The organism is Paracoccus shanxieyensis (assembly GCF_009711265.1).
Classification (GTDB): Bacteria; Pseudomonadota; Alphaproteobacteria; order Rhodobacterales; family Rhodobacteraceae; genus Paracoccus; species Paracoccus shanxieyensis.
In genome coordinates this window covers 255,240-278,054 of record NZ_WMII01000003.1, presented here as the reverse complement: position 1 = coordinate 278,054, position 22,815 = coordinate 255,240, and the positions used below count along the sequence as shown (strand labels likewise).

The following is a 22,815-nucleotide window of genomic DNA, read 5'->3' as shown; positions in this document are numbered from 1 at the left end:
CCCCCCGCCCGATATGGTCTTATCCTTCGCTGCGCGACTGGCGCTTGCGTTCGTGGGGATCAAGGTAGCGCTTGCGCAGGCGGATGTTCTTGGGCGTCACCTCGACCAGTTCGTCATCGTCGATATAGGCGATGGCTTCTTCCAGCGACATGCGGACCGGCGGCGTCAGGCGCACCGCTTCGTCGGTCCCCGAGGCGCGGACGTTGGTCAGCTTCTTGCCCTTCAGCGGGTTCACTTCCAGATCGTTGTCGCGCGAATGTTCGCCGATGATCATGCCTTCGTAGATCTGTTCCTGCGCGCCGATGAACATTTTGCCGCGCTCTTCCAGGTTCCACAGCGCATAGGCCACCGAGACGCCGTTCTCCATTGAGATCAGCACGCCCTGACGACGCCCCTGGATCGCGCCCTTATAGGGGGCCCAGCTGTGGAAGATGCGGTTCAAGACGCCGTTGCCGCGCGTATCGGTCATGAATTCGCCCTGATAGCCGATCAGGCCACGCGACGGCACATGCGCGACGATGCGGGTCTTGCCGACGCCTGCGGGCTTCATCTCGACCAGATCGCCCTTGCGATGGCCGGTCAGCTTTTCGACGACGGCGCCGGTATATTCGTCATCCACGTCGATGATGGCTTCCTCGATCGGCTCCATGCGGACGCCGTCTTCGTCCTTGAAGATCACGCGCGGACGCGAGATCGACAGCTCGAAGCCTTCGCGGCGCATGTTTTCGATCAGCACGCCCATCTGCAATTCGCCACGGCCCGAGACGACGAAGGCATCTCCGCCGGGGGTGTCTTCGACCTTGATCGCGACATTGACCTCGGCTTCGCGCATCAGGCGTTCACGGATGACGCGGGATTGCACCTTGTTGCCATCGCGGCCCGCCAGCGGGCTGTCGTTGATCCCGAACGTGACGCTGATGGTCGGCGGGTCGATGGGCTGCGCGGGCAGGGCGGTTTCGACCTCGGGCGCGGCCAGAGTGTCTGCCACGGTGGCCTTCGCCATGCCGGCCAGCGTCACGATGTCACCGGCCACGGCTTCGTCGATCGGGGTCTGGGTCAGGCCGCGGAAGGCCAGCACTTTCGAGATGCGGAACTGTTCGATCCGCTCGCCGTCGCGCGACAGCGCCTTTACGGTATCGCCCGCCTTGGCGCGGCCTGCCTCGACCCGGCCGGTCAGCAGGCGGCCCAGGAAGTTGTCCGAGCCCAGCGTGGTGGCCAGCATCTGGAACGGCTCGTCCTGCTTGGCGACCTGCTTCGGCTGCTCGACATGGCGCAGGACCAGATCGAACAGGGCGGACATGTCCTTGCGGTCGCCGTCCAGCGTTTCGTCGGCCCAACCGCCGATCCCCGAGGCGTAGAGATGCGGGAAGTCCAGCTGTTCGTCATTGGCGCCAAGGTTGGCGAAAAGATCAAAGACCTGATCCAGCGCCTGATCGGGTTCGGCTGCCGGTTTGTCGACCTTGTTCAGGACGACGATGGGTTTCAGACCCAGTGCCAGCGCCTTCGAGGTCACGAATTTCGTCTGCGGCATCGGGCCTTCGGCGGCATCGACCAGCAGGCAGACGCCATCGACCATCGACAGGATGCGCTCGACCTCACCGCCGAAATCGGCGTGGCCGGGGGTGTCGACGATATTGATGCGGGTGCCTTTCCATTCGACCGAGGTGGCCTTGGCAAGAATGGTGATGCCGCGTTCGCGTTCGATGTCGTTGCTGTCCATCGCGCGTTCGGCGACGGCCTGATTTTCGCGGAAGGAACCGGATTGTTTCAGAAGCTGGTCCACCAGCGTCGTCTTGCCGTGGTCGACGTGGGCGATGATCGCAATATTGCGGATGTCCATGGGAGGCTGGCCTTTAGCTAAAGTTGCGGCCCCCCTACCGCAAGGGGGGCCGAAAGGCCAGCATCAATCTGATCCGGGACTAGCGAAGGCCCAGCATACTGAGGATGAAAAGCACCACGACGACAAGGCCGACAAGATAGATGATCGAATTCATGGCAGGCTCCTTAGCGGCGGGCATTGTCAAGCCCGTCAAGTGTTTGCAGTCAGAAGCTTAACCCGCGATCTCGGGTCGGGTTCCCGCCAATCGGCCCGCCAGTCAACCGCGCGAGGCCGCCAGCGATTCGATCATCGGGCGGATGCCGGAAAGATCATATCCCGCCTGCGCAGCCGTCCCCAGCAGATCATCGGTCGGTTGATGGCCCGCCTCGCTGAGCGCCCAAAGCACCGTCGAGCGGTTGCCGGACCGACAATAGGCCAGCTTGCGACCGGGCAGGGCCAGCGCATCGGCTTGTGCCTCGACCATCTCGGGCGTGACCTGACCGGGCGTAAAGGGAATTTCGCGATAGTCCAGACCGGCGGCTTCGGCGGCAGCGCGCATCGCGTGGCTGTCCATATCGGGGCCGACCTCGGCATCGGGGCGGTTGTTGATGATGACGCGGAAGCCCGCATCTGCAAGGGCCGCGATGTCCTCGGGCAGGATCTGGCCAGAGACCGACAGTTCAGGAGAGAGTTCGCGCAGGTCCATGATGGGGGACTCCTTCGGATTGCTACCCGATGGCATCCCCGCCTTTGGCGCGCCTGTCAAGTCAGCCAACCGGCGCGCGCTGGTCGATCAGCGCGGGCAGATGCGCATAATCGTCGAAATTCGCGCTGTGCCGCATCTGCTCGATCGGGGTCTTGCGATAGCCGCGGGTATACAAAAGGAACGGCACATCGGTATTGACCGCGCATTCGGCGTCAAATTCGCTGTCGCCGACATAAAGCCCCGCCTGAGGATCCGACCCCAGACCCGCGAATGCCGCACGCAAGGGCGCGGGATCGGGCTTCTTCTGCGGCAGGCTGTCGCCGCCGATGATGGTGGCAAACATGCCGACGATGCCGAAATGGCCAAGGATCGCTTTGGTCGGACCCAGGGGCTTGTTGGTGCAGATCGCCAGAGGATGCCCGCGATCCGCCAACACGCCCAAAGCCTCGGTCACATTGGGATAAAGGCGCGTCAGCGCGCTGGCATCGTGATAGCGTGTCATGAAGGACGCCACCAGATCGCGATGCGCATCGACCGACATGCCGGTGGCGGCGATCACGCGCCGCCACAGCAGGTCCACGCCGCCGCCGATGAAGCTGCGCACCTGATCCAGCGTCAGGGGCGGCACCCGATGCAGCCGCAGCACGGCGTTGACCGTCGCGTGGATGTCGGGCGCGCTGTCGATCAGCGTGCCGTCAAGATCAAAGACCACAGGGCAGGGGGCAAGACAGGTATTCATTCACGCCTTCCATTTGATCGAGCAGCCCATGGACGGGATCTGTTCCCGCGGACCCTGCCCGGTTTCTGCGATGCGGACCATCGCCTCGAACAATTCGCGCCGGGCATCAGGGGCACCGGCGCTGCGGCCCGAACTGTCCAGCCGTCCGCGATATTGCAATTCCAGATCGGCGTTGTAGCCGAAAAAATCCGGCGTGCATTGCGCACCGAACTGACGCGCGACCGCCTGTGTCTCATCAAAAAGATAAGGAAAGGTAAAGCCATGTTTCTGCGCTTCAAGCTTCATCAGGTCGGGCGCGTCCTGCGGGTAATGCGCCACGTCATTCGATGAGATCGCGACCGAGCCGATGCCATGGGCGCGCAGCTGGTCCGCGTCGCGGCTGATGCGGTCGATGACAGCCTGAACATAGGGACAGTGATTGCAGATGAACATCACCAGCGTTCCGCGTGCACCCGCAATGTCGCGCAGACCGAACGTGCGGCCATCCGGGTCCGGCAAGATGAACTCTGGCGCCTTGACGCCGAAATCGCAGACCGGAGGGCTGACCGCCATGAGATCTTCCTTTGCTTGCTGAAAACGTCCTTAGCGTGTTCTTTGGCATTCGCCGATGCCTTGGCTGCTGTTTTTGGCCCAAAGTATGATCGGAGCAACTGCAATATCCTCCGCATACAGCGATATGGTTACATAATCCGGGTTATCACCGTAATGCATGGCATGCCGGGCACCACGTAATGCCCGGCCTTCTGCCAAGGATCGCTGCGTCACAGCCTGCCCAAAGCCACGATCCTGCACGAACCAATTGGTTAGCCTGCGGTTTTCAGCTAACAAAAAGCATCCGCCTGTCGGATGGCCAGATGCGTTACAGCGCTTGTGGGCGCAATCCAACTCGGGCAATCTCGGCCTCTGAACAACTTGGTTGACGACAGATGAAAGACCGGATCGCGAAACTCGACGCGCTGCAGATCATGGACACCGCGCCCGAGCCGGAATTCGACAATATCGCGCTGGTCGCCAAGTCGCTGCTTGATGCGCCTGTCGCGTTGATCAGCCTGGTCCATCGCAATCGCCAATGGTTCAAGGCCCGCATCGGCTTTGACCCGACAGAGACGCCGATCAATCAGTCGATCTGTGCCCATGCGCTGCAGGAAACCGAATTGCTGGTCATTCCCGATCTGCAGCTTGATCCGCGCAGCCGCGACAACCCGCTGGTCATGGACGCGCCCGGCATCCGCTTCTATGCCGGTGCCCCCATCATCGTGGACGGCACGGCCATCGGCTCGCTTTGCGTGATCGACCTGCAGCCGCGCCCCGAAGGCATTACCGAGGCGCAGGCCACCGGGCTGACGGCGCTGGCGGCTCAGGTTTCGGCGCAGATTGCCTCGCGTCAGCGCGAACGTGGCTTGCTGGACAAGGCCGAACAGGAAAACGCCTCGCTCAATCAGGCCTTGCGGCGCTCGGCGGCTTTGGCGCAACTGGTCGATGCCATCGAGGAAACCGATGAGCTGCCGGAATTGCTGCGCCGAGGCTCGGGGATTCTGGCATCGGTGATCCCCTCGACCCGCGCGGGATTCGGCATCGTCGATGTGACCCGCGAAACGGTCGAGATGCAGCCGGAATGGCGCGCGGATGGCGTGCCTTCGGTCGCGGGTATGCACCATTTTCGCGATTACGGCAGCTATCTTGAGGATCTGAAGCGCGGCGAGGTCGTCATCATTCCCGATGTGGAAACCGATCCGCGCACTGCTGACAGCGCCGATGCCCTGCTGGCGATCGGCATCCGCCTGCTGATCAATGTGCCCGTCATACAGGCCGGTCGCTTCTCTGCCGTGGGCTTTGTGCATAGCGACCGCCGGGCCGAGCTTTCCGATGAGGACGCCTCGTTCATCCGCACGCTGGCCGACCGGATGCAGGCCGCGATCCAGCACAAGCGCATGCAGGAAGAACGCAACCTGCTGAACCGCGAGCTGATCCACCGGGTCAAGAACACGCTGGCACTTGTCGGCGCCGTCGCGCGGCAGACATTCCGCGGCACGGATGAAAGCGGGCGCGTCGACGCCTTTCTGCAGCGGTTGCAAGCGGTCGCCGTCGCCAATGAGCTGCTGACGCAGGAAAACTGGGAAGCCAGCAACCTGCACGCGGTCATCACCCGCGCCATCGCGATTTCGGGCGACGCGCAGCGCATCGTGCTGGACGGTCCCGAACAGCGTCTGGGGTCGCAGGCGGCAATCTCGGCGACGATGCTGTTTCACGAATTGCTGACGAACTCGATGAAATACGGCGCGCTGAGCACGCTGGAGGGTCAGGTCTCGATCCGCTGGCAGCTGCGGCAGGATGGCCCGCACCCTGCCCTGCGACTGGTCTGGACGGAAAGCGGTGGGCCTGCCGTGATCGCGCCGGAAAATCACGGGTTTGGTTCACGCATCATCGAAATGGGGCTGGCCGGGAATGGCGGTTCCGAAGTGGATTTCGCGCCTTCGGGTCTGGTTGCCCGGTTCCACGCCGATCTGCCTGAGCTTGGCGCGTAATCCCGGAAAATCAGCCCTTTCCCGCGATCTCTGCCACGATGCGCGAAAAGTCGATCTTGCCGGTTTTCAGCCCTGCGGCTTCGGAAAAGCTGAGCGCGTGGATATTGCCCGATACCTGCGTGCCGTCGCGGTAAAGCACGCTCATCTTGCCAAGAAAAAGGGCCTGATCGTTCAGATCAAGCCCACCGAATTCGACCGAGCCATGGCGTTCAACGCCCTGAGGTCTGGCATTGCCATCGAAGGGACCGGCATCCCCGATCATGAAGGTGACTGGTTCCATAAGATCCTCGCTGGCCGCAGACGCCACTGGCTGACACTTCAATCCGTAACGTCATCGCGTGGAAGTTGTTCCTTTGCCGCCCGCAAGCGGCAGCATTTCTTGCGATCCCCCGCTGCCGATCTTGCGGCGCGGCGACCCATCCCCTAAATCATGAAAGAAACCGGAAAGGACCTGCCATGGCCATGGAAGCTCATGATATCGAAGCGCTGATCCGCGCTGCCTTCCCCAAGGCCAGCATCTCGATCACGGACCTGGCCGGAGACGGCAACCATTACGCGGCCGAGGTGATCGACGAAAGCTTTCGCGGCATGAACCGTGTGCAGCAGCAACGCGCCGTCTATGCCGCGCTGCGTGGCCGGATGGATGGTCCCAATGGCGAATTGCATGCGCTGGCGCTGACCACCAAGGCGCCGGAATAAGTCGCGGCGGGACGCGCGCGACCACAGGAAAGGAAGACCAGATGACGGATGTGCGTCAGAAGATTCAGGACACGATCGACAGCACCGATGTCGTGCTGTTCATGAAGGGCAGCAAGGAAATGCCGCAATGCGGGTTCTCCAGCCGCGTGGCCGGTGTGCTGAATTACATGAATGTCGAGTATCGCGATATCGACGTGCTGAAAGACGCCGATGTGCGTCAGGGCATCAAGGATTTCTCGGACTGGCCGACCATTCCCCAGCTTTATATCAAGGGCGAATTCGTTGGCGGCTGCGATATCATCACCGAGATGACGCTGTCGGGCGAACTGGACCAGTTGTTCGACAAGGCGGGCGTGACCTATGACAAGGACGCTGCCAACAAGATCCGCGAAGCCAACGCCTGATCCAGCACTTTGCGTCACCGCATGAAAAAGGCCCGCCATCCGGCGGGCCTTTGTTCTTTCTGCGACGCGCTTAGCGGTGACCGGGCCAATCGTCCGGATCGTCGTCGATCCAGTCATCGTCCCAGTCGTCGTGATCGTCGATCAGATCATCATCGCGATGCCGCCAGTCCTGCACGCGCGATGCCAAGGTGATCCCTACAGCAAAGGCCCCCAGAAGCGGCGCGAAGGTCGAGACAGGCCCGCCCTCGCCCGCGTCACGGCGGCGGCCGACCTGCAGGATAGCCGGGCTGATGCCGAAACGGCGTGCCGCATCTTCGCCCATGCGCATGGCCGCGCCCTGCACCTTCGCCTCGGTCCGGTCGACCATGCGCGTGGCACGGTAGCTCAGATCGTCGGCAAAGGAATGTGCGCGGTTCTCGGCCAGCCCCATCAACTCGGATGCCTTGGCCGAGGCACGGCCCATGGCCGCATCTGCCGCATCCGAGGCGCGTGTTATCGCGGTGTCCGCCAGCAGGTTCAATTGCTGCTGCACCTCATCGCGCAATTCGTCGGGGGTCGGTGCGGCGTGGCGTTCCCGGCGCGCCATCAGCACAAGGATCAGCGCGATGACGACAGAGCCGCCGCCGATCGCCAATGAGGCGTGAAGCGGACCCCATCCCATATTGCGGGCCAGAAAGGTCCACAGCGCCGCCAAAAGGAAGCCCGCGCCGACCAGCAGGAAAATTCCTGCTGCCGACGCAAGCCCCGCGCGGCGCAGCTTGTCCGACAGGGCAAGCTGCATGTTGCGAGCATAGGCGAACATCGGACGCTCAGCGGCGGGCGATGATCAGGCCAAGCAGGAAGCCGACACCGGCCGCGATACCAAGTGCCTGACCGGGATTGCGGCGCACCATGCCAGACACGTCGTCATAGTAATCCTCGGCATAGGCGACGGCCTCACCGGCGCGGCGTTCGCCTTCGCGATACAGGCGGCGGGCTTCGTCACGGGCCTGTTCGGCATAGTCATGGCCGCGGTGACGCAGGTCATCGGCATATTCCTGCCCCTTGCGGCGGGCATTGTCGATGAACTCGGCCCCACGCTCGCGCGCGGTATCGACAAATTCAGCGCCCCGCTGGAGGGCATTCTCGGCAGCTTCGCTGGCATCATCGACGGCACGGCGGGCATGGCGGCCAACATCATCGGCGGCTTTGCGGGCCTCGCGGCCAACGTCATCGGCGGCTTTGCGGGCTTCGTTCTTCAGGTCTTCGGCGTCGGTGTTATGTGCCATGATGCGATCCTTTCGGGACGTCATTTCATTCCAGACAGAAACCTTTGAGCCGGATTATTGTTCCGCGCATCGGCTGAAAATAACGCATCACGATATTGCGCCCAAACCAGCACTGCCGCATCGGGTGCGGCTGCTGTATACCAGCCGGATCTGAATGAATTGGACAGACGAATGCTGAATTTCGACCACGCCTTCATCGTCACCTATGGGCGATCCGGTTCCACCCTGCTGCAGGGCGTGCTGAACACCATCCCGGGTGCCGAGATTCGCGGCGAGAACGGCAATGCCCTGTTCGTGCTGTTTCAGGCCGCCCGGCACCTGCGCATCACCAGCCCGCATGGCAAGAAAGCCAATGACCCCACGCATCCCTGGTATGGCGCGCATCTGATCGACCACGAGATGTTCGAGGCCGAGCTGGTCGCCGCGTTCAAGGGCAATGTCATGGCGGGCAGCGAACACAATCTGCTGCGTGGCTTCAAGGAAATCCGCTATCAGACGATGACGCGCGATCAGCTTTGGGACTATCTGGCATTCCTGCGCCAATACTTTCCCCGCACGGCCTTCATCATGAACACCCGCAACCTTGATGAGGTGATCGCCAGTAACGCGCGCGCCAAGCATATGATCGGCGAAGCCGAGCTGCGCCATGCCGACCAGAACTTCCGCGATTACGCGGCAGAGTTTCCCGATCACGCCTATCATACGCATTATGACGATTTCACGGCGGACCCCTTGGTCCTGCGCGGATTGTTCGATTTTCTGGGCGCCCGGATGGACGAAGACGCGGTGGCCAAGGTGATGGGCCGGACGCATTCGATGCGCACGCGCTGAACCTGCGGTGCCGGGTGCGCCCCCCCTGCCCCCGGCGGGTTTCGGATCGTCGCCGTGGCGGCTGTCAGGCCGCGGCCGCAAGCCGCCGGACCGCGATCCAAGTCAGCCGCGACACGATCCGAAACCCGCCGGGGGGCAGGGACGATTTTCATAAGCCTATGATGTTCGGAAGTTTTATGGTACCGCCTCCCCGGCTCGAACGGGGGACCTCTAGATCCACAATCTAGCGCTCTAACCAGCTGAGCTAAGGCGGCGTTGGCGGGGTAATTACCGCCAGCGCCGGGGGGATGCAAGCCCGACTTGCTGCTTTTTCACACCCAATGTAATCAGAATTTCACATCAGCCATTTCAAGCGGACGGAACAAGCCACATGAGCATCAATACCCAAAGCGATATCGCGGCAAATCTGCAGATCGGACCGACGGATCAGGGCATGGTGCGAATCTATGTCGAAGGCGATGGCGTGGACCTGCCGCTGGATTTCGATCCCGACGAGGCCGAGGAAATCGCCGAAGAACTGCTGGCCGCAGCCGAGGCCGCACGCAGCCAGTCGGGCGGCGGCGCGCCGCAGGGCAAGCCTACCAAGAAGCCGCGCCGCTGATCCCCATCGGATCGGTCAGCGACAAAAGCCGCGCGGTCGAGACCCGGGCAATATCGCGCAGCAGGCGGTTGCGACGTGCAGCCGCCAGCCGCGTTTCGGGTGGCATCCGCAGCAGCTCGGCCCCCCAGTCATCGGCGCGGATCAGCCCCGACCCCTCGGGCAGCAAGTCTTCGGGAAAGTCGCAATCGACCGCCCAGAAGAAGCGGTCGCAATAATCCAGATATCCCTGCCACTTGCGGTCCGCGATGAAATCGGCGCGGCAGCTTTTGCATTCGACCACCCAGATTTCGCCTTTCGGCGATACCGAGATCACATCGACGCGCAGCCCGCCGCTGGGCACGAACTCGGCCAGCGGCGCATGGCCCAGCCCGGCCAGCATCCGCGCCACGCCACGCGCCAGCCGCTGGCCCGGCTTTTCGCTACTGGGCTTCTCGCTGCTGGGCTTTTCGGTCAGGATCGGTTGAACCGCTGCGGGATTGTCCATCCGGGCAACATGAACCAAAGGCGAACATCTTGCAAGTCATGTGCCCGCCCCCCTTGCACCGGCGCGGGGTGCTCTCTAACTATCAGGGCTGGCGGGTTTCTGCTCTTCGCGTGCGCGGCCACTTTTTCCACTGGCCTATAATTTCACCGAGGGGGCTGGCTCTGTCGGGGCCCTGGCCTCGTTACCCGGTCCCCACCTGGACATCCAGGCTTTCGGGGAAACTTGCGCTGCCACGGTTGCTGCGGTTCCCGCCGCCTTTTCGACAAGTCGCCTTGATACGCCGCCCTTTGCCGAAAGAGAAAAGGGCGACCCGAAGGCCGCCCCATCCCGAGAGAGAGTTCGGGACGTCTTAGAACCCGTACACCAGCGACACGCCCAGCGTGTTGTCGGTGCGGATGTTGCGGTCCGAGACGTATTCGGTCTTGTAGGACACGCGGGTCGCGAAAGCGTCGGACATCTTGAAGTTCACGCCCAGTTCGTTCGTGATCGTGTCGTTCGCATCCGAGGTCAGATAGTCGGTGTCGTTCGTGACGAAAACCGTATCCGTGAAGCGGTGATAGAAGCGCGACGACACCAGATAGCCGACATCGGTGTTCGAGTCGGTCGACAGCGTGCCGGTCGACGGGTCCAGCGGATCCTCGATCGCATCAACGGCCTTGGTGTAGCGCACACCGACAGCCGCCTGAACGCGCCATGCGGTGGTGTCGTTGTTGATGACGCGGTAACCCGGACCGAAGCCCAGATAGGCGTCACGCTTCAGACGGCCATCCAGCGAACCGAAGGTTTCACCGTTCGACAAGCTGATCGGATCATCTGCCAGCGAGTCGGTGGCAAGACGGCCCAGACCGAAGGCATAGAACTTGTCGTTGATGTTATACATACCTTCGTAGATCACGTAGGTCTTCTCGGTGTCTTTGTCGCCGGCGTTGTTTTCGCCGTATTCCAGCAAGATGCCGACCGACTGCGAGAAGGCGCCCTGGTTGTTCGACAGACGACCCGACAGGTTGAAGTCCTGGTTTTCGCTGTTGCCGGTTGCACCGGTATAGGACAGGGCGACCGAACCGAAGGTGCCTTGACGCTGTTCGGGATTGCCGAAGCGATAGCTGTCTTCCGAACGGGCGAAATCGTCCTGAATGTCACGCTCCAGATCGCGCTGCGCTTCCGACACATCGGTGATCCCGGCGGCATTGGCGCCAGCCATGGTTTCCGACTGCGCGAAGGCCGGCGACGAGAACGCTGCGGCGAGGGCGGTGGCGCCAGCAAGATAGGCAAGTGCTTTCATTTTTGTCAGTCCTTTTTCTGAACCTTCATGTCCGCAACCACCTCTGAGCGGTCACGAGCATCTCTGCTGGGTGAAAATTAGCCCCGCCCCCTGCCCGTATAAAGGTCGCGGTGTTTCACTGGCCTTCTCGCAAAAACGTGAGATCACCGTGGTTTTTCTGCATCGGCGGGTTCAGACCGACGAAAAATTGTGATGAAACCAAACCGGATTTCGCAACATGGCAGGTTTTATGTCATGTATTCAGCCCACTGCCAGAGGTTGCATACCTCACAAAACGTGAATGGTCGGTAATAATCGCAGCCCAAATCTGGCACTGCCCAATTTCGCGGCATGATTGAAATGGCGCGTTGCAACAGCGACTGTTGCGAAAGAACTACAGATTTTTGGCAAATCGCTGCTGGCTATGAACCGAAATACGGCAATTTTTGGCGTATGTCGTTAGCGGCGCAAAGAAAAAAGGCCCGGCATCGCTGCCGGGCCTTGGTTTCAGAAGTCTTCGGGTCGCGCCTCATGCGCCATATGATCCAGAACCGCATTCACGAATTTCGACTCGCGCCCGTCCGGGAAGAAGGCCTGACAGATGCGCACATATTCGGTGATGACCACGCGGGGCGGCGCGCCCTTTTCGACAAGTTCCGCCCCTGCGGCACGGAACAGCGCCCGCAGCACCGGGTCGATCCGGTCGATGGGCCATTTTGCCACCAGCGCACGGTCGGTCATCTGGTCGATCCTGGATTGCCAGTTCACCACGCCGTTGATGATGCGGGTGAACAGCTTTTCATCGGCCTCGACCGAGACCATATCCGGGTCCTCATCGACCCGGCCAATGCGCCAGTTACGGAATTCGGCCATGACGCGGTCGGCGGTCTGGCTGGCGGCTTCCATCTGGAACAGCGCCTGCACGGCATAGACCCGTGCGGCCGAGGTCCGCGCCTGACGTTCTGCACGCTCTTCCGGGCTACGCCGGTTTTCGCCCTGCCCGCTCATGCGCCACGCGGCCCGTCAAGTTCGCCGGCAAGGCGAATGATGTCGGTCTTGCCCGCATCGCTGGCGGGCCGGGTTTCCCATCCGCGCTTCAGTGCGATCAGGTGCAACGCCGCAGCGGCCGCGCCGCCGCCCTTGTTCTGGCCATCGGGATTGGCGCGCACCTCGGCCTGATCGTAATTCTCGACCGTCAGGATGCCGTTGCCGATGCAATGGCCTTGCAGGCCCAGCAGCGTGATCCCGCGCGAACTGTCGTTGCACACGGTGTCGTAATGCGTCGTCTCGCCGCGGATGACACAGCCAAGCGCGACATAGCCGTCGTAAAGCCCGCGCGCGGCGGCCATGGCGATGGCGGTCGGAACCTCCAGCGCGCCCGGCACCTCGACCAGATCGACGGTGGCGCCAGCCTCGGCAGCAATTGCCCGCGCCCCCGCGATCTGCGCCTCGGCGATCTGGCGGTAATAGGGCGCGACGACGATCAGCAGGCGCACGGCCCCCGCGATCTTCGGCAGCGGCAATTGATAATGTTCGATGCTGGCGGCCATGACTTACTCTTTCGGAATCGAGCGCGTGGAATGGATCGAAAGCCCGTAGGCGTCAAGCCCGACGATCTTGACCGGCGCGGAATTGGTCAGCAGCACCAGTTCCGACAGGCCCAGCGTCGACAGGATCTGCGCCCCCAGCCCGTATTGCCGCAGCGTATGCGGCGAGACTTCGCCCTGAACGGGCAGCTTGGTTTCGACATCGCGGAACAGCACGACGACGCCCCGGCCCTCGGCGGCGATCAGCTCCATCGCGGCGGACAGATCGCCCGCATCCTCGCGCCCGATGCCCAGCACGTCGTGCAGCGGGTCCAGCGCATGCATCCGCACCAGCACCGGCTGCTTGTCGGTCAGATCGCCCTTGGTCAGCACGACATGTTCCGCGCCCGAGGTCTCATCGGCAAAGACCCGCATCATCCAGTCGCCGCCATGGACCGAGCGGACGGCCCGCTGCGCGCGTTCGGCGATCAGGTTGTCGTGGCGGCGGCGATAGGCAATCAGGTCGCTGATCGTGCCGATCTTCAGCCCGTGCTTTTGCGCAAAGGCCACCAGATCGGGCAGACGCGCCATGGTGCCATCGTCATTCATGATCTCGCAGATGACGCCCGCCGGGTTCAGCCCGGCAAGGCGCGAGATGTCGACGGCGGCCTCGGTATGTCCGGCGCGGACCAGCACGCCGCCTTCGCGGGCGCGCAGCGGAAAGACATGGCCGGGCGTCGCGATATCGGCAGCCCCCTTGGTCGGGTCGATGGCGACCGCGATGGTATGGGCGCGGTCATGCGCGGAAATCCCGGTCGTCACGCCCTCGCGTGCCTCGATGGACATGGTGAAGGCGGTTTCGTGACGGCTGGAGTTCTTGGGGCTCATCAAGGGCAGGCCAAGCGCGTCCAGACGTTCGCCCGGCATCGACAGGCACACCAGCCCGCGACCATGCGTGACCATGAAGTTGATGGCTTCCGGCGTGGCCATCTGGGCGGGAATGACCAGATCGCCTTCGTTTTCGCGGTCCTCGTGATCGACAAGGATGAACATGCGGCCGTTGCGGGCCTCATTGATGATGTCTTCGGTTCGTGAAATCACATCGGACCAGTCGCGCTCGACCGCGCCGGGTTTGTCATATTGCATCCGCAACTCCTGCAAAATGCGTCTGGCCGCTGACGAAACCCGCCAAGCCGCCTGCCGCCATCATCTCGCGCTCATGCGCTGTCTCGCCGATCATCAGAACGGCATCGCCCGGCAGCCCCTGCAGACGCAGCCATGCCTTCATCTCATTGCGCATCGCCGACCAGCTGGCGCCAAAGGGCGGCAGATCCCGCACCGAGACCGCACCGATCTGCCGCGCCAGAACATCGGGCGCAAGCCCCGTGGCACAACCCAGATGCGGCTGCGCGGCGCTGACCGCGATCCGCATGGCCACGGGGGCCGCGACCGGCTGGCCCTTGCGAAACACCCCCAGCGCGTTCGAGGAATAGAGGAACGCCACCAGATCGCGCCCGGTCGTCGCCCGCACCCCGGCATAGGTCTTGTAATCCAGCCCCAGATCGCGGGCACGGCGCACCTGCATCCGCACCACCTCGATGGGCAGCCGCGCGCCCAGCAACTCGCGGCGCGCGACGCTCCAGCAATGGGCGTGATAGCTGCTGGCCGCGCCCGGCCCGCGATTATGCCCGATCCCGGCCATCAGGCGAACTCGGCCAGCCGGGCGACATAGCGCGCCATGGTGTCGATCTCCAGATTGACCGCATCGCCTTCGCGCGCATCGCCCCATGTGGTGACGGCCTGCGTATGCGGGATCAGGTTGACGCCGAAGCGGTTGCCCACGACCTCGTTCACCGTCAGCGAGGTGCCGTTCAGCGCGACCGAGCCCTTTTCGGCGATGAACCGCGCCAGCGCATCGGGGGCGGCAAAGGTCACGCGCGTGCTGTCGCCTTCGTCGTGCATCTTTTCGATCCGCGCCACGCCATCGACATGGCCCGACACGATATGCCCACCAAGTTCGTCGCCGACGCGCAGCGCGCGCTCAAGGTTCAGGCGGCGACCGGCGGCCCAGCCATTCGCGCCGATATTGGTCTTGGACAGGGTTTCGGCCGAGATATCGACATCGAACCAGTCCGCGCCCTTCTGCACGACCGTCAGGCAAACCCCGTCGCAGGCGATCGACGCGCCCATATCGACGCCCGCCATGTCATAGCCGCAGCGGATGCGCGCCCGCATGTCGCCGCGCATCTGGACCTGATCGACGATCCCGATATCCGTGATGATCCCGGTGAACATGGCGCCTCCGATAAGCAATCCTGCGCCGAGACCTAGAGCTTTGACCGGCGATCTTCAAGCGAAGCCGCGCCCATCACTTATGCAGTTGACGGAAAGCCCGTGACAGAGTGTCATAATTCGTGCATTCCCTCGCACAGAACGGCAGAGATGTTCACTGCCGATAAATGATTTTCCGTTACAGTTATCAATCATGAATTGAACCCCCGGGCCCTTGGGGCTGAAATGGAAAGACGACGTGACGATCCAGCCCCCCACCCGGTTTCCTGTAAGGCAGGCCGAAATCGCGCATAGCCCGGCCGAACAGCGGGTGTTTCTGATGTTGCAGGGGCCGCATGGTCCGTTCTTCGACCGCTTAGCGAAGCTCTTGCGCGATGCGGGCAGCACGGTCTGGCGCGCCGGGTTCAACGCCGGGGACGAACATTTCTGGACCGATCCCGCGCATTTCATCCGCCATACCGGCACGCCCGAGGAATGGCCGCCACGTCTGGACGCGCTGATCCAGGAAAAGGGCGTGACCGACATCGTGCTTTATGGAGATGTCCGCCCGATCCACGCCGCCGCACGCGAGGCCGCGCTGCGCTACGGTCTGGTGCTGCATGTGTTCGAGGAAGGCTATCTGCGGCCCTTCTGGATCACCTATGAACGCGGCGGCTCGAACGGACATTCGGCCCTGATGGACATCGAGTTGCGCGACATGCGCAATGCCCTGCGTGGCCGCGAGGGCGAGCCGGTGAACCGCCCGCCCGCCCGCTGGGGCGATATGCGGCAGCACAAGTTCTATGGCGCGCTATACCATTTCTTCGTGCTGATCGCGAATGGCCGCTACAAGGGCTATCGCACGCATCGCCAGATCGGCGTCTTCAAAGAGTTCCGGCTGAATTTCCGCCGCCTGCTGATGACGCCCATCGACATGCTGGCCCAGCAACGCGAGGCGGCGGCGGTGCGCGGCGGCGGCTTTCCCTATGTGCTGGTGCTGATGCAGCTGGAGCACGATTCGAACTTCGTCGCGCATTCGCCCTTTTCGCGCATGTCCGAATTCACCGACAAGGTGCTTGAGGAATTCGCGAAATCCGCGCCGCGCCATCACCGCATCGTCTTCAAGGCCCATCCGCTTGAGGACGGGCGCGGCGGCATTCGTCAAGCCATTCTGCGCAAGTCGCAGGAATTGGGCATCGTGGGGCGCGTGCATTTCGTGCGCGGCGGCAAGCTTGCGCAACTGCTCAATCAGGCCCGCGCCACGGTCACGGTGAATTCGACCGCGGCGCAGCAGGCGCTGTGGCGGGGCTTGCCGGTCAAGGCGCTGGGGCGGGCGGTCTTTGACAAGCCGGGGCTGGTCTCGGATCAGGAACTTGCTGATTTCCTTGCAGATCCTCATCCGCCCCATGCCTATGCCTATCGCCGCTATCGCGATTTCCTGCTGGAAAGCAGTCAGGTTCCGGGCGGCTTTTATTCCAAGCGGTCGCGGGATCATGCGCTGCGGCTGGTCGTCGATATGATGCTTGCGACCGAGGATCCCTATCAGGCGCTGGTCGCGGGGCGTGGGAAATATCGGCAACAGCTCGAAACTTATACAGAATGACAACTGGCAAATGCATGGAAATTTCATCCATGCTGGGCTAGCTTGCCACAAAAATATACGGCAAAGCCGGATTCGGACGAGAGAGACAGGAGTAACAATTTGACCACATTGAGTTTTCCGCGCGCGAGCATGGATCTCGCTGCGCATCCTCGCCGATCCTGGGCCCGCCGTGCGGTTCAGGTTGCAATGCTAGGTGTTGTGGTATTGGTTTCGGCCTGCGGCTTGCCGCGTTCAGGCCCCAGCAAGAATGAGATTTTCAAGGGTTCGGTCGAACGCGGTGGCACCAGCCACATCATCGATGTCGACGACCGCGTGAACCGCGCGGCGAATTTCTCGCCCGCCTATGGCTTTGGCGCCGATTTCCAGCGCGCCGGTCAGGTCGGCGCCGATGAGGTCCGCCCCGGCGACGTGCTGGGCCTGTCGATCTGGGAAAACGTCGATGACGGCCTGCTGGCCTCGATGGGCTCCAGCTCGACCCAGCTGCAGGAACTGCAGGTGGACAGCCAGGGCTATATCTTCGTGCCCTATGCCGGGCGCGTGATGGCCGCGGGCAACAGCCCCGATGAGCTGCGCCGCATCATCACCCAGAAACTGGAAACCCAGACCCCCGACCCGCAGGTCATGGTCACCCGCGTTGCGGGCGACGGTGCCACGGTGTCGGTCATGGGCAAGGTCAACGCGCAAGGCGTCTATCCGATCGAACGTCCGACCCGCACCCTGTCGGCCATGCTGTCGAAAGCCGGCGGTGTCAGCATCGAGCCCGAGATCTCGGTGGTGACCGTCAAGCGCGGCAGCGCCAGCGGCAAGGTCTGGCTGCGCGACCTGTATTCCAACTCGCGCAATGACATCGCGCTGCGTCCGGGCGACATCATTCTGGTCGAGGAAGACCAGCGCAGCTTCACCGCTCTGGGTGCGCTTGGTGGCCAGACCAAGGTGCCGCTGGGCAATGAAAGCATCAACGCGATCGAGGCCGTGGCCATGGTCGGCGGTCTGTCGACCACGCTGGCCGATCCCAAGGGCGTCTTCGTGCTGCGCGATGAGCCGCAATCGGTCGCCCGCGCCGTGCTGGGCCGCAACGATGTCTATGGCAATCAGCGCATGGCCTATATCCTTGATCTGACCAAGCCCGATGGCATGTTCCTGGCCCGCGACTTCATCATCCGCGACAGCGACACGGTCTATGTCACCGAAGCGCCCTTCGTGCAGTGGCAGAAAACCCTGCAGTCGATCCTTGGCACCGCCTCGGATGTCGGCTCGACCTCGCGCACCTTCGATTAAGCGCATGGATCACACGACCAAAGCCGCCGGAACATCCCGGCGGCTTTTCGTTTTCAACGGCGGTTTTTTCACCCGCCCGCGCATCCGCCGCATCATGACGCTTGCGGGCTGGCAGCCCGTCATCGGCCGTCCCGGCGCGGATGACTGGATCGGCATCTGGGGCGCAAGCCCCACCGCCCATCGCGGCGAGGCGATGGCCAGACGCAGCGGTGCCAGCATCCTGCGGGTCGAGGATGGCTTCATGCGCTCGGTCCTGCCCGGTCGCGCCGCAGGACTTGGCCGCAGGGGGCCGATCGGTCTGATCCTTGATCCGCATGGCCTGCATTTTCGTCCCGACCACCCGTCGCTGCTGGAGCAACTGATCGCCTCACCCAAGGCCGCCGCGCTGCAGGACGATGCGCGGCAGGCAATGGCACGGCTGATCGCGGCGGATATCTCAAAATACAGCGCCCATCTGCCCAAGGTCGCGCCGCCGGAACCCGGCTTCGTGCTGGTCATCGACCAGACGCGCGGCGACGCCTCGCTGCTGGGGGCGACGCGGGGTGATTTTCTGGCGATGCTGCAGGCCGCGCGGGACGAAAACCCCGGTGCGCGCATCGTCATCCGCACCCATCCCGAAACCACGGCCGGCCTGCGCGGCGGTCATTTCACCGCCGCCGACCTGCGCCCTCAGGACCAGTTCTGCGACACGCCGGTCTCGCCATGGGCCCTGCTTCGCAGGGCCAGCCGCGTCTATGTCATGTCGTCGCAACTGGGATATGAGGCGATGCTGACAGGTCACTGCCCGCGCATCTTTGGCCAGCCCTTCTATGCGGGCTGGGGCCTGTCGGACGATCAGCACGGGTTTGCGTGCAGGCAGCCGCGCAGCATCCATGCGCTGTTTGCCGCCAGCCACCTGCTTGCCCCCACTTGGTATGATCCTTGCCGCGACCGCCTGACCGATTTCGAAGGTGCCCTGCGCCAGATCGAGGCCGAGGCCCGGGCATGGCGGCAGGACCATGCCGGGCATCTGGCCTATGGCATGCGGCTGTGGAAACGTCCCTTTATCAGCCGCGCCTTCGGCAATGGTCGCGGCGTGCGGTTCACCGACGCGCCTGCGGGGGCCACGCTGGCCTGGGCCAATCGCGCGACCGAGGCCCCCGGCGCCTTGCGGGTCGAGGACGGCTTCATCCGCTCGCGCGGTCTGGGTGCAGCGCTGGTACCGCCCCTGTCGCTGGTGGCCGATGATCTGGGCATCTATTACGACCCGACCCGCGAAAGCCGCTTTGAGCGGATCATGGCGCAGCCCTTGCCGCCGGGCGGGGCCAGCCGCGCGCAGGCCTTATCCGCCTCGCTGATCGCCGCCGGTGTCACCAAATACAACCTTTCGGGCAATGCGCCGGACCTGCCGCAAGGCCACCGGATCCTTGTGCCGGGGCAGGTCGAAGACGATGCCTCGATCCGGCTTGGCGCGGGGGCCGAGCGCACGAACCTTGCCCTGCTGCGCCGTGTCCGTGCCGAAAACCCCGGCGCCGTGCTGATCTACAAGCCCCATCCGGATGTCGAGGCGGGCCTGCGTCCCGGCCAGATCGCGGATGCGGATCTGCGCGAACTGGCCGATATCGTGGCGCGGCATACCAGCGCCGCCGCGCTGATGGCGCAGGTCGATGCGCTGTGGACCATGACCTCGACCATGGGGTTCGAGGCCCTGATGCGCGGGGTGCCGGTCACCGTGCTGGGCGCGCCGTTCTATGCGGGCTGGGGGTTGACGCGTGATCTTGGCCGCGTGCCCGAACGGCGCCGGGTGCAGGCGGATCTGGCCCGGCTGATCCATGCGGCCCTGATCGACTATCCCCGCTATTTCGATCCGGTCAGCCGTCTGCCCTGCCCGCCGGAAGTTGCGCTGGAGCGGCTGGCCGATCCGGCCTTTACGGCGCGGGGCGGGCTGCCCAACCGTCTGCTGGCCAAGGCGCAGGGGCTGCTGTCGGGGCATTCATGGCTGTGGCGGCGCTAGGCGCGCTGCCAGCGATGAAACAGATCGCCGCCGATGCGTCGCGTTTCCAGCAAGTGAAAACGCCCGGCATCTGCCAGATGTTGCAAGCCGATGGGACCAATGGCCGCGCGGCCGTCACCGCCGATCGCCACCCCCGCCGTATATCCGACCAGTTGATCGACCAGCCCTGCGCGCAAAAGGCTGGCGGCCAGAATGCCGCCGCCTTCGCAAAAAACGCGCGTCAGCCCCCGCGCGCCCAGTTGTGCCATGACATCGGCGACATCGCCCGAAACCTGCCACAAGGGGCCGTGCGTGGCGCTTTCCACCGGCAGATCAGGCAGGGGCTGGCCCGATACGACCACCCGCACCGGCTGGCGAACCACGCCAAAGCCACGGACATTCAGCCCCGGACGGTCGGCGCGCGCCGTGCCGCCGCCCACCATGACGGCATCATGCGCAAGCCGCAGCGCGTGGACATGGTGGCGCGCCTCGGGGCCGGTGATCCACCGGCTTTCGCCGCTGGCCGTGGCAATGCGCCCGTCGAAACTGGTCGCCAGCTTCAGCGTCAGCATCGGGCGGCCTTGCGCCTCGCGCATCAGAAAACCCTGCTGCTGGGCGCGGGCCTGCGTCTCGCGGATGCCTTCGATCACCGTGATCCCGGCGGCGCGCAGCATGGCGTGGCCGCGGCCCGACACGCGCGGGTCGGGATCGGTCATCGCGCTGACGACCGTGGCAATGCCCGCCGCAATCAGCGCCTCGGCGCAGGGCGGGGTCTTGCCATGATGCGAACAGGGCTCCAGCGTGACATAGGCCGTGGCCCCGCGTGCGGCCGGCCCGGCCTGTGCCAAGGCCCGGACCTCGGCATGGGGGCGACCGCCGGGCTGGGTCCAGCCGCGCCCGACGACGCGGCCGTCCTTGACGATCACGCAACCCACGGCGGGATTGGGCCAGGTATTGCCCAGCCCGCGCCGGGCCAGACCCAGCGCGTGATCCATGTGCCGCAGATCGCTCACTCGCCCACGGTGCCGGGGCGCAGCTCCGAGACGAATTTGTCGAAATCGTCCGCCGCCTGGAAGTTCTTGTAAACGCTGGCAAAACGCACATAGGACACCGTGTCGATCCGCGCCAGCGTCTCCATCACGATCTCGCCGATCACCTTCGAGGGCACATCGGTATCGCCCATGCTTTCCAGCCGCCGCACGATGCCCGAAATCATCTGATCCACACGCTCGGGTTCAAGCGGACGCTTCTGCATGGCGATGCGGATCGAGCGTTCCAGCTTGGCCCGGTCGAAATCCTCGCGCCGGCCCGAGCTTTTGACCACGACCAGATCGCGCAGCTGCACGCGCTCATAGGTGGTGAACCGGCCGCCGCAGGCCGGGCAGAACCGCCTGCGCCGGATGGCGACGTTATCTTCGGCAGGACGCGAATCCTTCACCTGGGTGTCCACATTTCCGCAGAATGGACAGCGCATCCCTTGTCCCCCGTTAGGTCCGAACCGCAGCCAGTATAGGCAACAGCGGAAAGCTTGGGTAGTGCGCAGATGCCACCACAAGATAAGCCGTGCGGCGCGTGTCCGAAAAGCCGCGTCAGGGCGCTCGACAGGTGGCAAGGCGCGTGCAAAACTCGGCCCAGAACGGCCACGGGAATGGTCGTCCAATGGGAGGAATCAATGACGAAATACAAGGCACTCGACCGCCGCGGCTTCCTGACGCGAGCATCCTTGGGCGGGGCTGCGGCGGCTGCGGGCGCGGCTTTGGCGGCCCCCGCCATCGCGCAGGAAATGCCCGAGGTGCGCTGGCGCCTGACCTCGGCTTTTCCGAAGTCGCTGGACACGATCTATGGCGGGGCCGAGGTGCTGTCGAAATACCTGTCCGAGGCGACGGACGGCAAGTTCAGCATTCAGGTCTTTGCTGCCGGAGAGATCGTGCCCGGCCTTCAGGCGCAGGACGCCGTGACCGATGGCACGGTCGAGGCCTGCCACACCGTGTCCTATTACAGCTGGGGCAAGGATCCGACCTTCGCGCTGGGGGCGGCCGTGCCCTTTGCGCTGTCGGCGCGGGCCCAGAACGCGTGGCAATATCACGGCGGCGGCATCGACCTCTTCAACGAGTTTCTGGCTGGCTACAATATCTTTGGCCTGCCGGGCGGCAATACCGGCGCCCAGATGGGCGGCTGGTTCCGCAAGGAAATCAAGACCGTCGCCGATCTTCAGGGCCTGAAAATCCGCGTCGGCGGTTTTGCGGGCGCGGTGCTGAGCCGTCTTGGCGCGGTGCCGCAGCAGATCGCGGGCGGCGACATCTATCCGGCGCTGGAAAAGGGCACGATCGACGCTTCGGAATGGGTCGGGCCCTATGACGACCAGAAGCTGGGCTTCTTCAAGGTCGCGCCCTATTACTATTATCCCGGCTGGTGGGAAGGCGGCCCGACGGTGCATTTCTTCTTCAACAAGGCGAAATACGAAGAGCTGCCCGAGAATTACAAATCGCTGCTGCACACCGCAGCGCAGGCTGCCGATGCCAACATGCTGCAGATGTATGACCATCTGAACCCGATCGCACTGAAAGAGCTTGTGGCGTCTGGCGCGCAGCTTCGCCCGTTCAGCCCCGAAATCATGGATGCCTGCTACAAGGCCGCCAATGAGGTCTATGCCGAGCTGGAAGCCTCGAACGAGCCGTTCAAGAAGATCTGGACCTCGATCAAGGAAGCGCGGGCCAACTGGTATCTGTATAACCAGACCAGCGAATATACCTTTGACACCTTCATGATGATCCAGCAGCGCAACAAGACGCTGTAAGCTGCCCGGATCAGGATATGGCCGCCGCGAG

At 63.6% G+C, this 22,815-nt stretch carries 26 protein-coding genes and 1 tRNA gene; 9 read left to right on the top strand and 18 right to left on the bottom strand.

The features are described 5' to 3' along the window. Window positions 1–19 precede the first annotated feature (19 nt). The 5 genes from typA to GL284_RS04900 form a co-directional block, all read right to left on the bottom strand. On the bottom strand, window positions 20–1,840 hold the full coding sequence (gene typA, locus GL284_RS04920; RefSeq protein ID WP_155043523.1) for a translational GTPase TypA: 1,821 nt from the start codon (window positions 1,838–1,840) through the stop codon (window positions 20–22). 256 nt (window positions 1,841–2,096) lie between these two features. Beyond that, window positions 2,097–2,525, bottom strand: a complete 429-nt coding sequence (locus tag GL284_RS04915; RefSeq protein ID WP_155043522.1) for a protein tyrosine phosphatase family protein — start codon at window positions 2,523–2,525, stop codon at window positions 2,097–2,099. Window positions 2,526–2,586: 61 nt separating this feature from the next. Next, window positions 2,587–3,264: a phosphoglycolate phosphatase gene (gph, locus tag GL284_RS04910; protein ID WP_155043521.1), complete on the bottom strand. Its 678-nt coding sequence runs from the start codon at window positions 3,262–3,264 to the stop codon at window positions 2,587–2,589. Then, window positions 3,265–3,816 (bottom strand): thioredoxin family protein, encoded by a 552-nt coding sequence (locus GL284_RS04905; protein ID WP_155043520.1) that lies wholly within the window; start codon window positions 3,814–3,816, stop codon window positions 3,265–3,267. Between the two features lie 30 nt (window positions 3,817–3,846). Continuing rightward, window positions 3,847–4,158, bottom strand: a complete 312-nt coding sequence (locus tag GL284_RS04900) for a hypothetical protein (RefSeq protein ID WP_155043519.1) — start codon at window positions 4,156–4,158, stop codon at window positions 3,847–3,849. A 32-nt stretch (window positions 4,159–4,190) separates the two neighbouring features. Here GL284_RS04900 and GL284_RS04895 point away from each other — a divergent pair, with 32 nt between their 5' ends. Further along, window positions 4,191–5,789, top strand: coding sequence for a sensor histidine kinase (locus GL284_RS04895; protein ID WP_155043518.1), 1,599 nt, complete (start codon window positions 4,191–4,193; stop codon window positions 5,787–5,789). 10 nt (window positions 5,790–5,799) lie between these two features. Here GL284_RS04895 and GL284_RS04890 read toward each other — a convergent pair whose 3' ends face one another. Then, complete coding sequence (locus tag GL284_RS04890) at window positions 5,800–6,069, bottom strand: hypothetical protein (protein ID WP_155043517.1); 270 nt, start codon at window positions 6,067–6,069, stop codon at window positions 5,800–5,802. Window positions 6,070–6,245: 176 nt separating this feature from the next. Here GL284_RS04890 and GL284_RS04885 point away from each other — a divergent pair, with 176 nt between their 5' ends. Beyond that, on the top strand, window positions 6,246–6,488 hold the full coding sequence (locus GL284_RS04885) for a BolA/IbaG family iron-sulfur metabolism protein (RefSeq protein WP_155043516.1): 243 nt from the start codon (window positions 6,246–6,248) through the stop codon (window positions 6,486–6,488). Between the two features lie 41 nt (window positions 6,489–6,529). Continuing rightward, window positions 6,530–6,892 carry a Grx4 family monothiol glutaredoxin gene (grxD, locus tag GL284_RS04880; RefSeq protein WP_155043515.1) on the top strand — a complete coding sequence of 121 codons (363 nt, stop codon included), beginning with the start codon at window positions 6,530–6,532 and terminating at the stop codon, window positions 6,890–6,892. Between the two features lie 70 nt (window positions 6,893–6,962). Here the strand turns inward: grxD and GL284_RS04875 are convergent, their stop codons facing one another. Both GL284_RS04875 and GL284_RS04870 read right to left on the bottom strand, forming a co-directional pair. Next, window positions 6,963–7,694 carry a phage holin family protein gene (locus GL284_RS04875; RefSeq protein WP_155043514.1) on the bottom strand — a complete coding sequence of 244 codons (732 nt, stop codon included), beginning with the start codon at window positions 7,692–7,694 and terminating at the stop codon, window positions 6,963–6,965. 7 nt (window positions 7,695–7,701) lie between these two features. Next, window positions 7,702–8,160, bottom strand: a complete 459-nt coding sequence (locus tag GL284_RS04870) for an ElaB/YgaM/YqjD family protein (protein WP_155043513.1) — start codon at window positions 8,158–8,160, stop codon at window positions 7,702–7,704. A 171-nt stretch (window positions 8,161–8,331) separates the two neighbouring features. On the opposite strand from GL284_RS04870, the gene GL284_RS04865 reads away from it, so the two are divergent. Beyond that, window positions 8,332–8,991, top strand: coding sequence for a sulfotransferase (locus GL284_RS04865; RefSeq protein ID WP_155043512.1), 660 nt, complete (start codon window positions 8,332–8,334; stop codon window positions 8,989–8,991). A 177-nt stretch (window positions 8,992–9,168) separates the two neighbouring features. Here the strand turns inward: GL284_RS04865 and GL284_RS04860 are convergent. Then, a tRNA-His gene (locus GL284_RS04860) sits at window positions 9,169–9,245 on the bottom strand. A gap of 116 nt (window positions 9,246–9,361) precedes the next feature. Between GL284_RS04860 and GL284_RS04855 the strand changes: the two genes are divergently transcribed. Beyond that, entirely contained in the window at window positions 9,362–9,592 is a 231-nt protein-coding gene (locus GL284_RS04855) for a DUF6324 family protein (RefSeq protein ID WP_155043511.1), read from the top strand. Here GL284_RS04855 and GL284_RS04850 read toward each other — a convergent pair. The 7 genes from GL284_RS04850 to GL284_RS04820 all read right to left on the bottom strand — a co-directional run bounded on the left by GL284_RS04850 (window position 9,570) and on the right by GL284_RS04820 (window position 15,158). Next, window positions 9,570–10,076, bottom strand: a complete 507-nt coding sequence (locus GL284_RS04850) for an MmcB family DNA repair protein (RefSeq protein ID WP_155043510.1) — start codon at window positions 10,074–10,076, stop codon at window positions 9,570–9,572. The genes GL284_RS04855 and GL284_RS04850 overlap by 23 nt on opposite strands. 349 nt (window positions 10,077–10,425) lie before the next feature. After that, on the bottom strand, window positions 10,426–11,358 hold the full coding sequence (locus GL284_RS04845; RefSeq protein WP_155043509.1) for a DUF481 domain-containing protein: 933 nt from the start codon (window positions 11,356–11,358) through the stop codon (window positions 10,426–10,428). Window positions 11,359–11,844: 486 nt separating this feature from the next. Continuing rightward, complete coding sequence (gene nusB / locus GL284_RS04840) at window positions 11,845–12,345, bottom strand: transcription antitermination factor NusB (RefSeq protein ID WP_155043508.1); 501 nt, start codon at window positions 12,343–12,345, stop codon at window positions 11,845–11,847. Further along, window positions 12,342–12,887, bottom strand: coding sequence for a 6,7-dimethyl-8-ribityllumazine synthase (locus GL284_RS04835; protein WP_155043507.1), 546 nt, complete (start codon window positions 12,885–12,887; stop codon window positions 12,342–12,344). The genes nusB and GL284_RS04835 overlap by 4 nt, the downstream gene beginning before the upstream one ends. Window positions 12,888–12,890: 3 nt before the next feature. Beyond that, the gene (gene ribB, locus GL284_RS04830; protein ID WP_155043506.1) at window positions 12,891–14,009 is read right to left on the bottom strand and encodes a 3,4-dihydroxy-2-butanone-4-phosphate synthase; all 1,119 of its coding nucleotides are present in this window, start codon (window positions 14,007–14,009) and stop codon (window positions 12,891–12,893) included. Further along, the gene (locus GL284_RS04825; RefSeq protein WP_155043505.1) at window positions 13,999–14,565 is read right to left on the bottom strand and encodes a hypothetical protein; all 567 of its coding nucleotides are present in this window, start codon (window positions 14,563–14,565) and stop codon (window positions 13,999–14,001) included. The genes ribB and GL284_RS04825 overlap by 11 nt, the downstream gene beginning before the upstream one ends. Next, window positions 14,565–15,158, bottom strand: coding sequence for a riboflavin synthase (locus GL284_RS04820; protein ID WP_155043504.1), 594 nt, complete (start codon window positions 15,156–15,158; stop codon window positions 14,565–14,567). Before GL284_RS04820 ends, GL284_RS04825 begins: the two co-directional genes overlap by 1 nt. Before the next feature lie 316 nt (window positions 15,159–15,474). Here GL284_RS04820 and GL284_RS04815 point away from each other — a divergent pair, with 316 nt between their 5' ends. The 3 genes from GL284_RS04815 to GL284_RS04805 all read left to right on the top strand — a co-directional run bounded on the left by GL284_RS04815 (window position 15,475) and on the right by GL284_RS04805 (window position 20,008). Next, on the top strand, window positions 15,475–16,737 hold the full coding sequence (locus GL284_RS04815; protein ID WP_155043587.1) for a capsule biosynthesis protein: 1,263 nt from the start codon (window positions 15,475–15,477) through the stop codon (window positions 16,735–16,737). 222 nt (window positions 16,738–16,959) lie between these two features. After that, window positions 16,960–18,015 (top strand): polysaccharide biosynthesis/export family protein, encoded by a 1,056-nt coding sequence (locus GL284_RS04810; protein ID WP_341870283.1) that lies wholly within the window; start codon window positions 16,960–16,962, stop codon window positions 18,013–18,015. A 4-nt stretch (window positions 18,016–18,019) separates the two neighbouring features. Continuing rightward, window positions 18,020–20,008, top strand: coding sequence for a capsular polysaccharide biosynthesis protein (locus GL284_RS04805; protein WP_155043502.1), 1,989 nt, complete (start codon window positions 18,020–18,022; stop codon window positions 20,006–20,008). Here the strand turns inward: GL284_RS04805 and ribD are convergent. Next, the gene (ribD, locus tag GL284_RS04800) at window positions 20,005–20,982 is read right to left on the bottom strand and encodes a bifunctional diaminohydroxyphosphoribosylaminopyrimidine deaminase/5-amino-6-(5-phosphoribosylamino)uracil reductase RibD (RefSeq protein WP_155043586.1); all 978 of its coding nucleotides are present in this window, start codon (window positions 20,980–20,982) and stop codon (window positions 20,005–20,007) included. The two genes, GL284_RS04805 and ribD, sit on opposite strands and share 4 nt — an antisense overlap. Window positions 20,983–20,996: 14 nt before the next feature. Beyond that, a complete protein-coding gene (nrdR, locus tag GL284_RS04795) occupies window positions 20,997–21,461 on the bottom strand; it encodes a transcriptional regulator NrdR (RefSeq protein ID WP_155043501.1) in 465 nt (154 codons plus the stop codon). 198 nt (window positions 21,462–21,659) lie between these two features. Here nrdR and GL284_RS04790 point away from each other — a divergent pair, with 198 nt between their 5' ends. After that, window positions 21,660–22,784 (top strand): TRAP transporter substrate-binding protein, encoded by a 1,125-nt coding sequence (locus GL284_RS04790; RefSeq protein ID WP_155043500.1) that lies wholly within the window; start codon window positions 21,660–21,662, stop codon window positions 22,782–22,784. Window positions 22,785–22,815: the final 31 nt, after the last annotated feature.

What these genes read in the sequence shown, in the direction of transcription:
- ribB (WP_155043506.1), bottom strand. Translation starts at nt 14,009, where the DNA reads ATGCAATATGACAAACCCGGCGCGGTCGAGCGCGACTGGTCCGATGTG.
- gph (WP_155043521.1), bottom strand. Translation starts at nt 3,264, where the DNA reads ATGAATACCTGTCTTGCCCCCTGCCCTGTGGTCTTTGATCTTGACGGC.
- GL284_RS04875 (WP_155043514.1), bottom strand. Translation starts at nt 7,694, where the DNA reads ATGTTCGCCTATGCTCGCAACATGCAGCTTGCCCTGTCGGACAAGCTG.
- GL284_RS04805 (WP_155043502.1), top strand. Translation starts at nt 18,020, where the DNA reads ATGGATCACACGACCAAAGCCGCCGGAACATCCCGGCGGCTTTTCGTT.
- GL284_RS04870 (WP_155043513.1), bottom strand. Translation starts at nt 8,160, where the DNA reads ATGGCACATAACACCGACGCCGAAGACCTGAAGAACGAAGCCCGCAAA.
- GL284_RS04815 (WP_155043587.1), top strand. Translation starts at nt 15,475, where the DNA reads ATGTTGCAGGGGCCGCATGGTCCGTTCTTCGACCGCTTAGCGAAGCTC.
- GL284_RS04820 (WP_155043504.1), bottom strand. Translation starts at nt 15,158, where the DNA reads ATGTTCACCGGGATCATCACGGATATCGGGATCGTCGATCAGGTCCAG.
- GL284_RS04915 (WP_155043522.1), bottom strand. Translation starts at nt 2,525, where the DNA reads ATGGACCTGCGCGAACTCTCTCCTGAACTGTCGGTCTCTGGCCAGATC.
- nusB (WP_155043508.1), bottom strand. Translation starts at nt 12,345, where the DNA reads ATGAGCGGGCAGGGCGAAAACCGGCGTAGCCCGGAAGAGCGTGCAGAA.
- GL284_RS04790 (WP_155043500.1), top strand. Translation starts at nt 21,660, where the DNA reads ATGACGAAATACAAGGCACTCGACCGCCGCGGCTTCCTGACGCGAGCA.
- ribD (WP_155043586.1), bottom strand. Translation starts at nt 20,982, where the DNA reads ATGGATCACGCGCTGGGTCTGGCCCGGCGCGGGCTGGGCAATACCTGG.
- GL284_RS04885 (WP_155043516.1), top strand. Translation starts at nt 6,246, where the DNA reads ATGGCCATGGAAGCTCATGATATCGAAGCGCTGATCCGCGCTGCCTTC.
- grxD (WP_155043515.1), top strand. Translation starts at nt 6,530, where the DNA reads ATGACGGATGTGCGTCAGAAGATTCAGGACACGATCGACAGCACCGAT.
- GL284_RS04835 (WP_155043507.1), bottom strand. Translation starts at nt 12,887, where the DNA reads ATGGCCGCCAGCATCGAACATTATCAATTGCCGCTGCCGAAGATCGCG.
- GL284_RS04865 (WP_155043512.1), top strand. Translation starts at nt 8,332, where the DNA reads ATGCTGAATTTCGACCACGCCTTCATCGTCACCTATGGGCGATCCGGT.
- nrdR (WP_155043501.1), bottom strand. Translation starts at nt 21,461, where the DNA reads ATGCGCTGTCCATTCTGCGGAAATGTGGACACCCAGGTGAAGGATTCG.
- GL284_RS04825 (WP_155043505.1), bottom strand. Translation starts at nt 14,565, where the DNA reads ATGGCCGGGATCGGGCATAATCGCGGGCCGGGCGCGGCCAGCAGCTAT.
- GL284_RS04890 (WP_155043517.1), bottom strand. Translation starts at nt 6,069, where the DNA reads ATGGAACCAGTCACCTTCATGATCGGGGATGCCGGTCCCTTCGATGGC.
- GL284_RS04905 (WP_155043520.1), bottom strand. Translation starts at nt 3,816, where the DNA reads ATGGCGGTCAGCCCTCCGGTCTGCGATTTCGGCGTCAAGGCGCCAGAG.
- GL284_RS04845 (WP_155043509.1), bottom strand. Translation starts at nt 11,358, where the DNA reads ATGAAAGCACTTGCCTATCTTGCTGGCGCCACCGCCCTCGCCGCAGCG.
- GL284_RS04895 (WP_155043518.1), top strand. Translation starts at nt 4,191, where the DNA reads ATGAAAGACCGGATCGCGAAACTCGACGCGCTGCAGATCATGGACACC.
- GL284_RS04850 (WP_155043510.1), bottom strand. Translation starts at nt 10,076, where the DNA reads ATGGACAATCCCGCAGCGGTTCAACCGATCCTGACCGAAAAGCCCAGC.
- typA (WP_155043523.1), bottom strand. Translation starts at nt 1,840, where the DNA reads ATGGACATCCGCAATATTGCGATCATCGCCCACGTCGACCACGGCAAG.
- GL284_RS04855 (WP_155043511.1), top strand. Translation starts at nt 9,362, where the DNA reads ATGAGCATCAATACCCAAAGCGATATCGCGGCAAATCTGCAGATCGGA.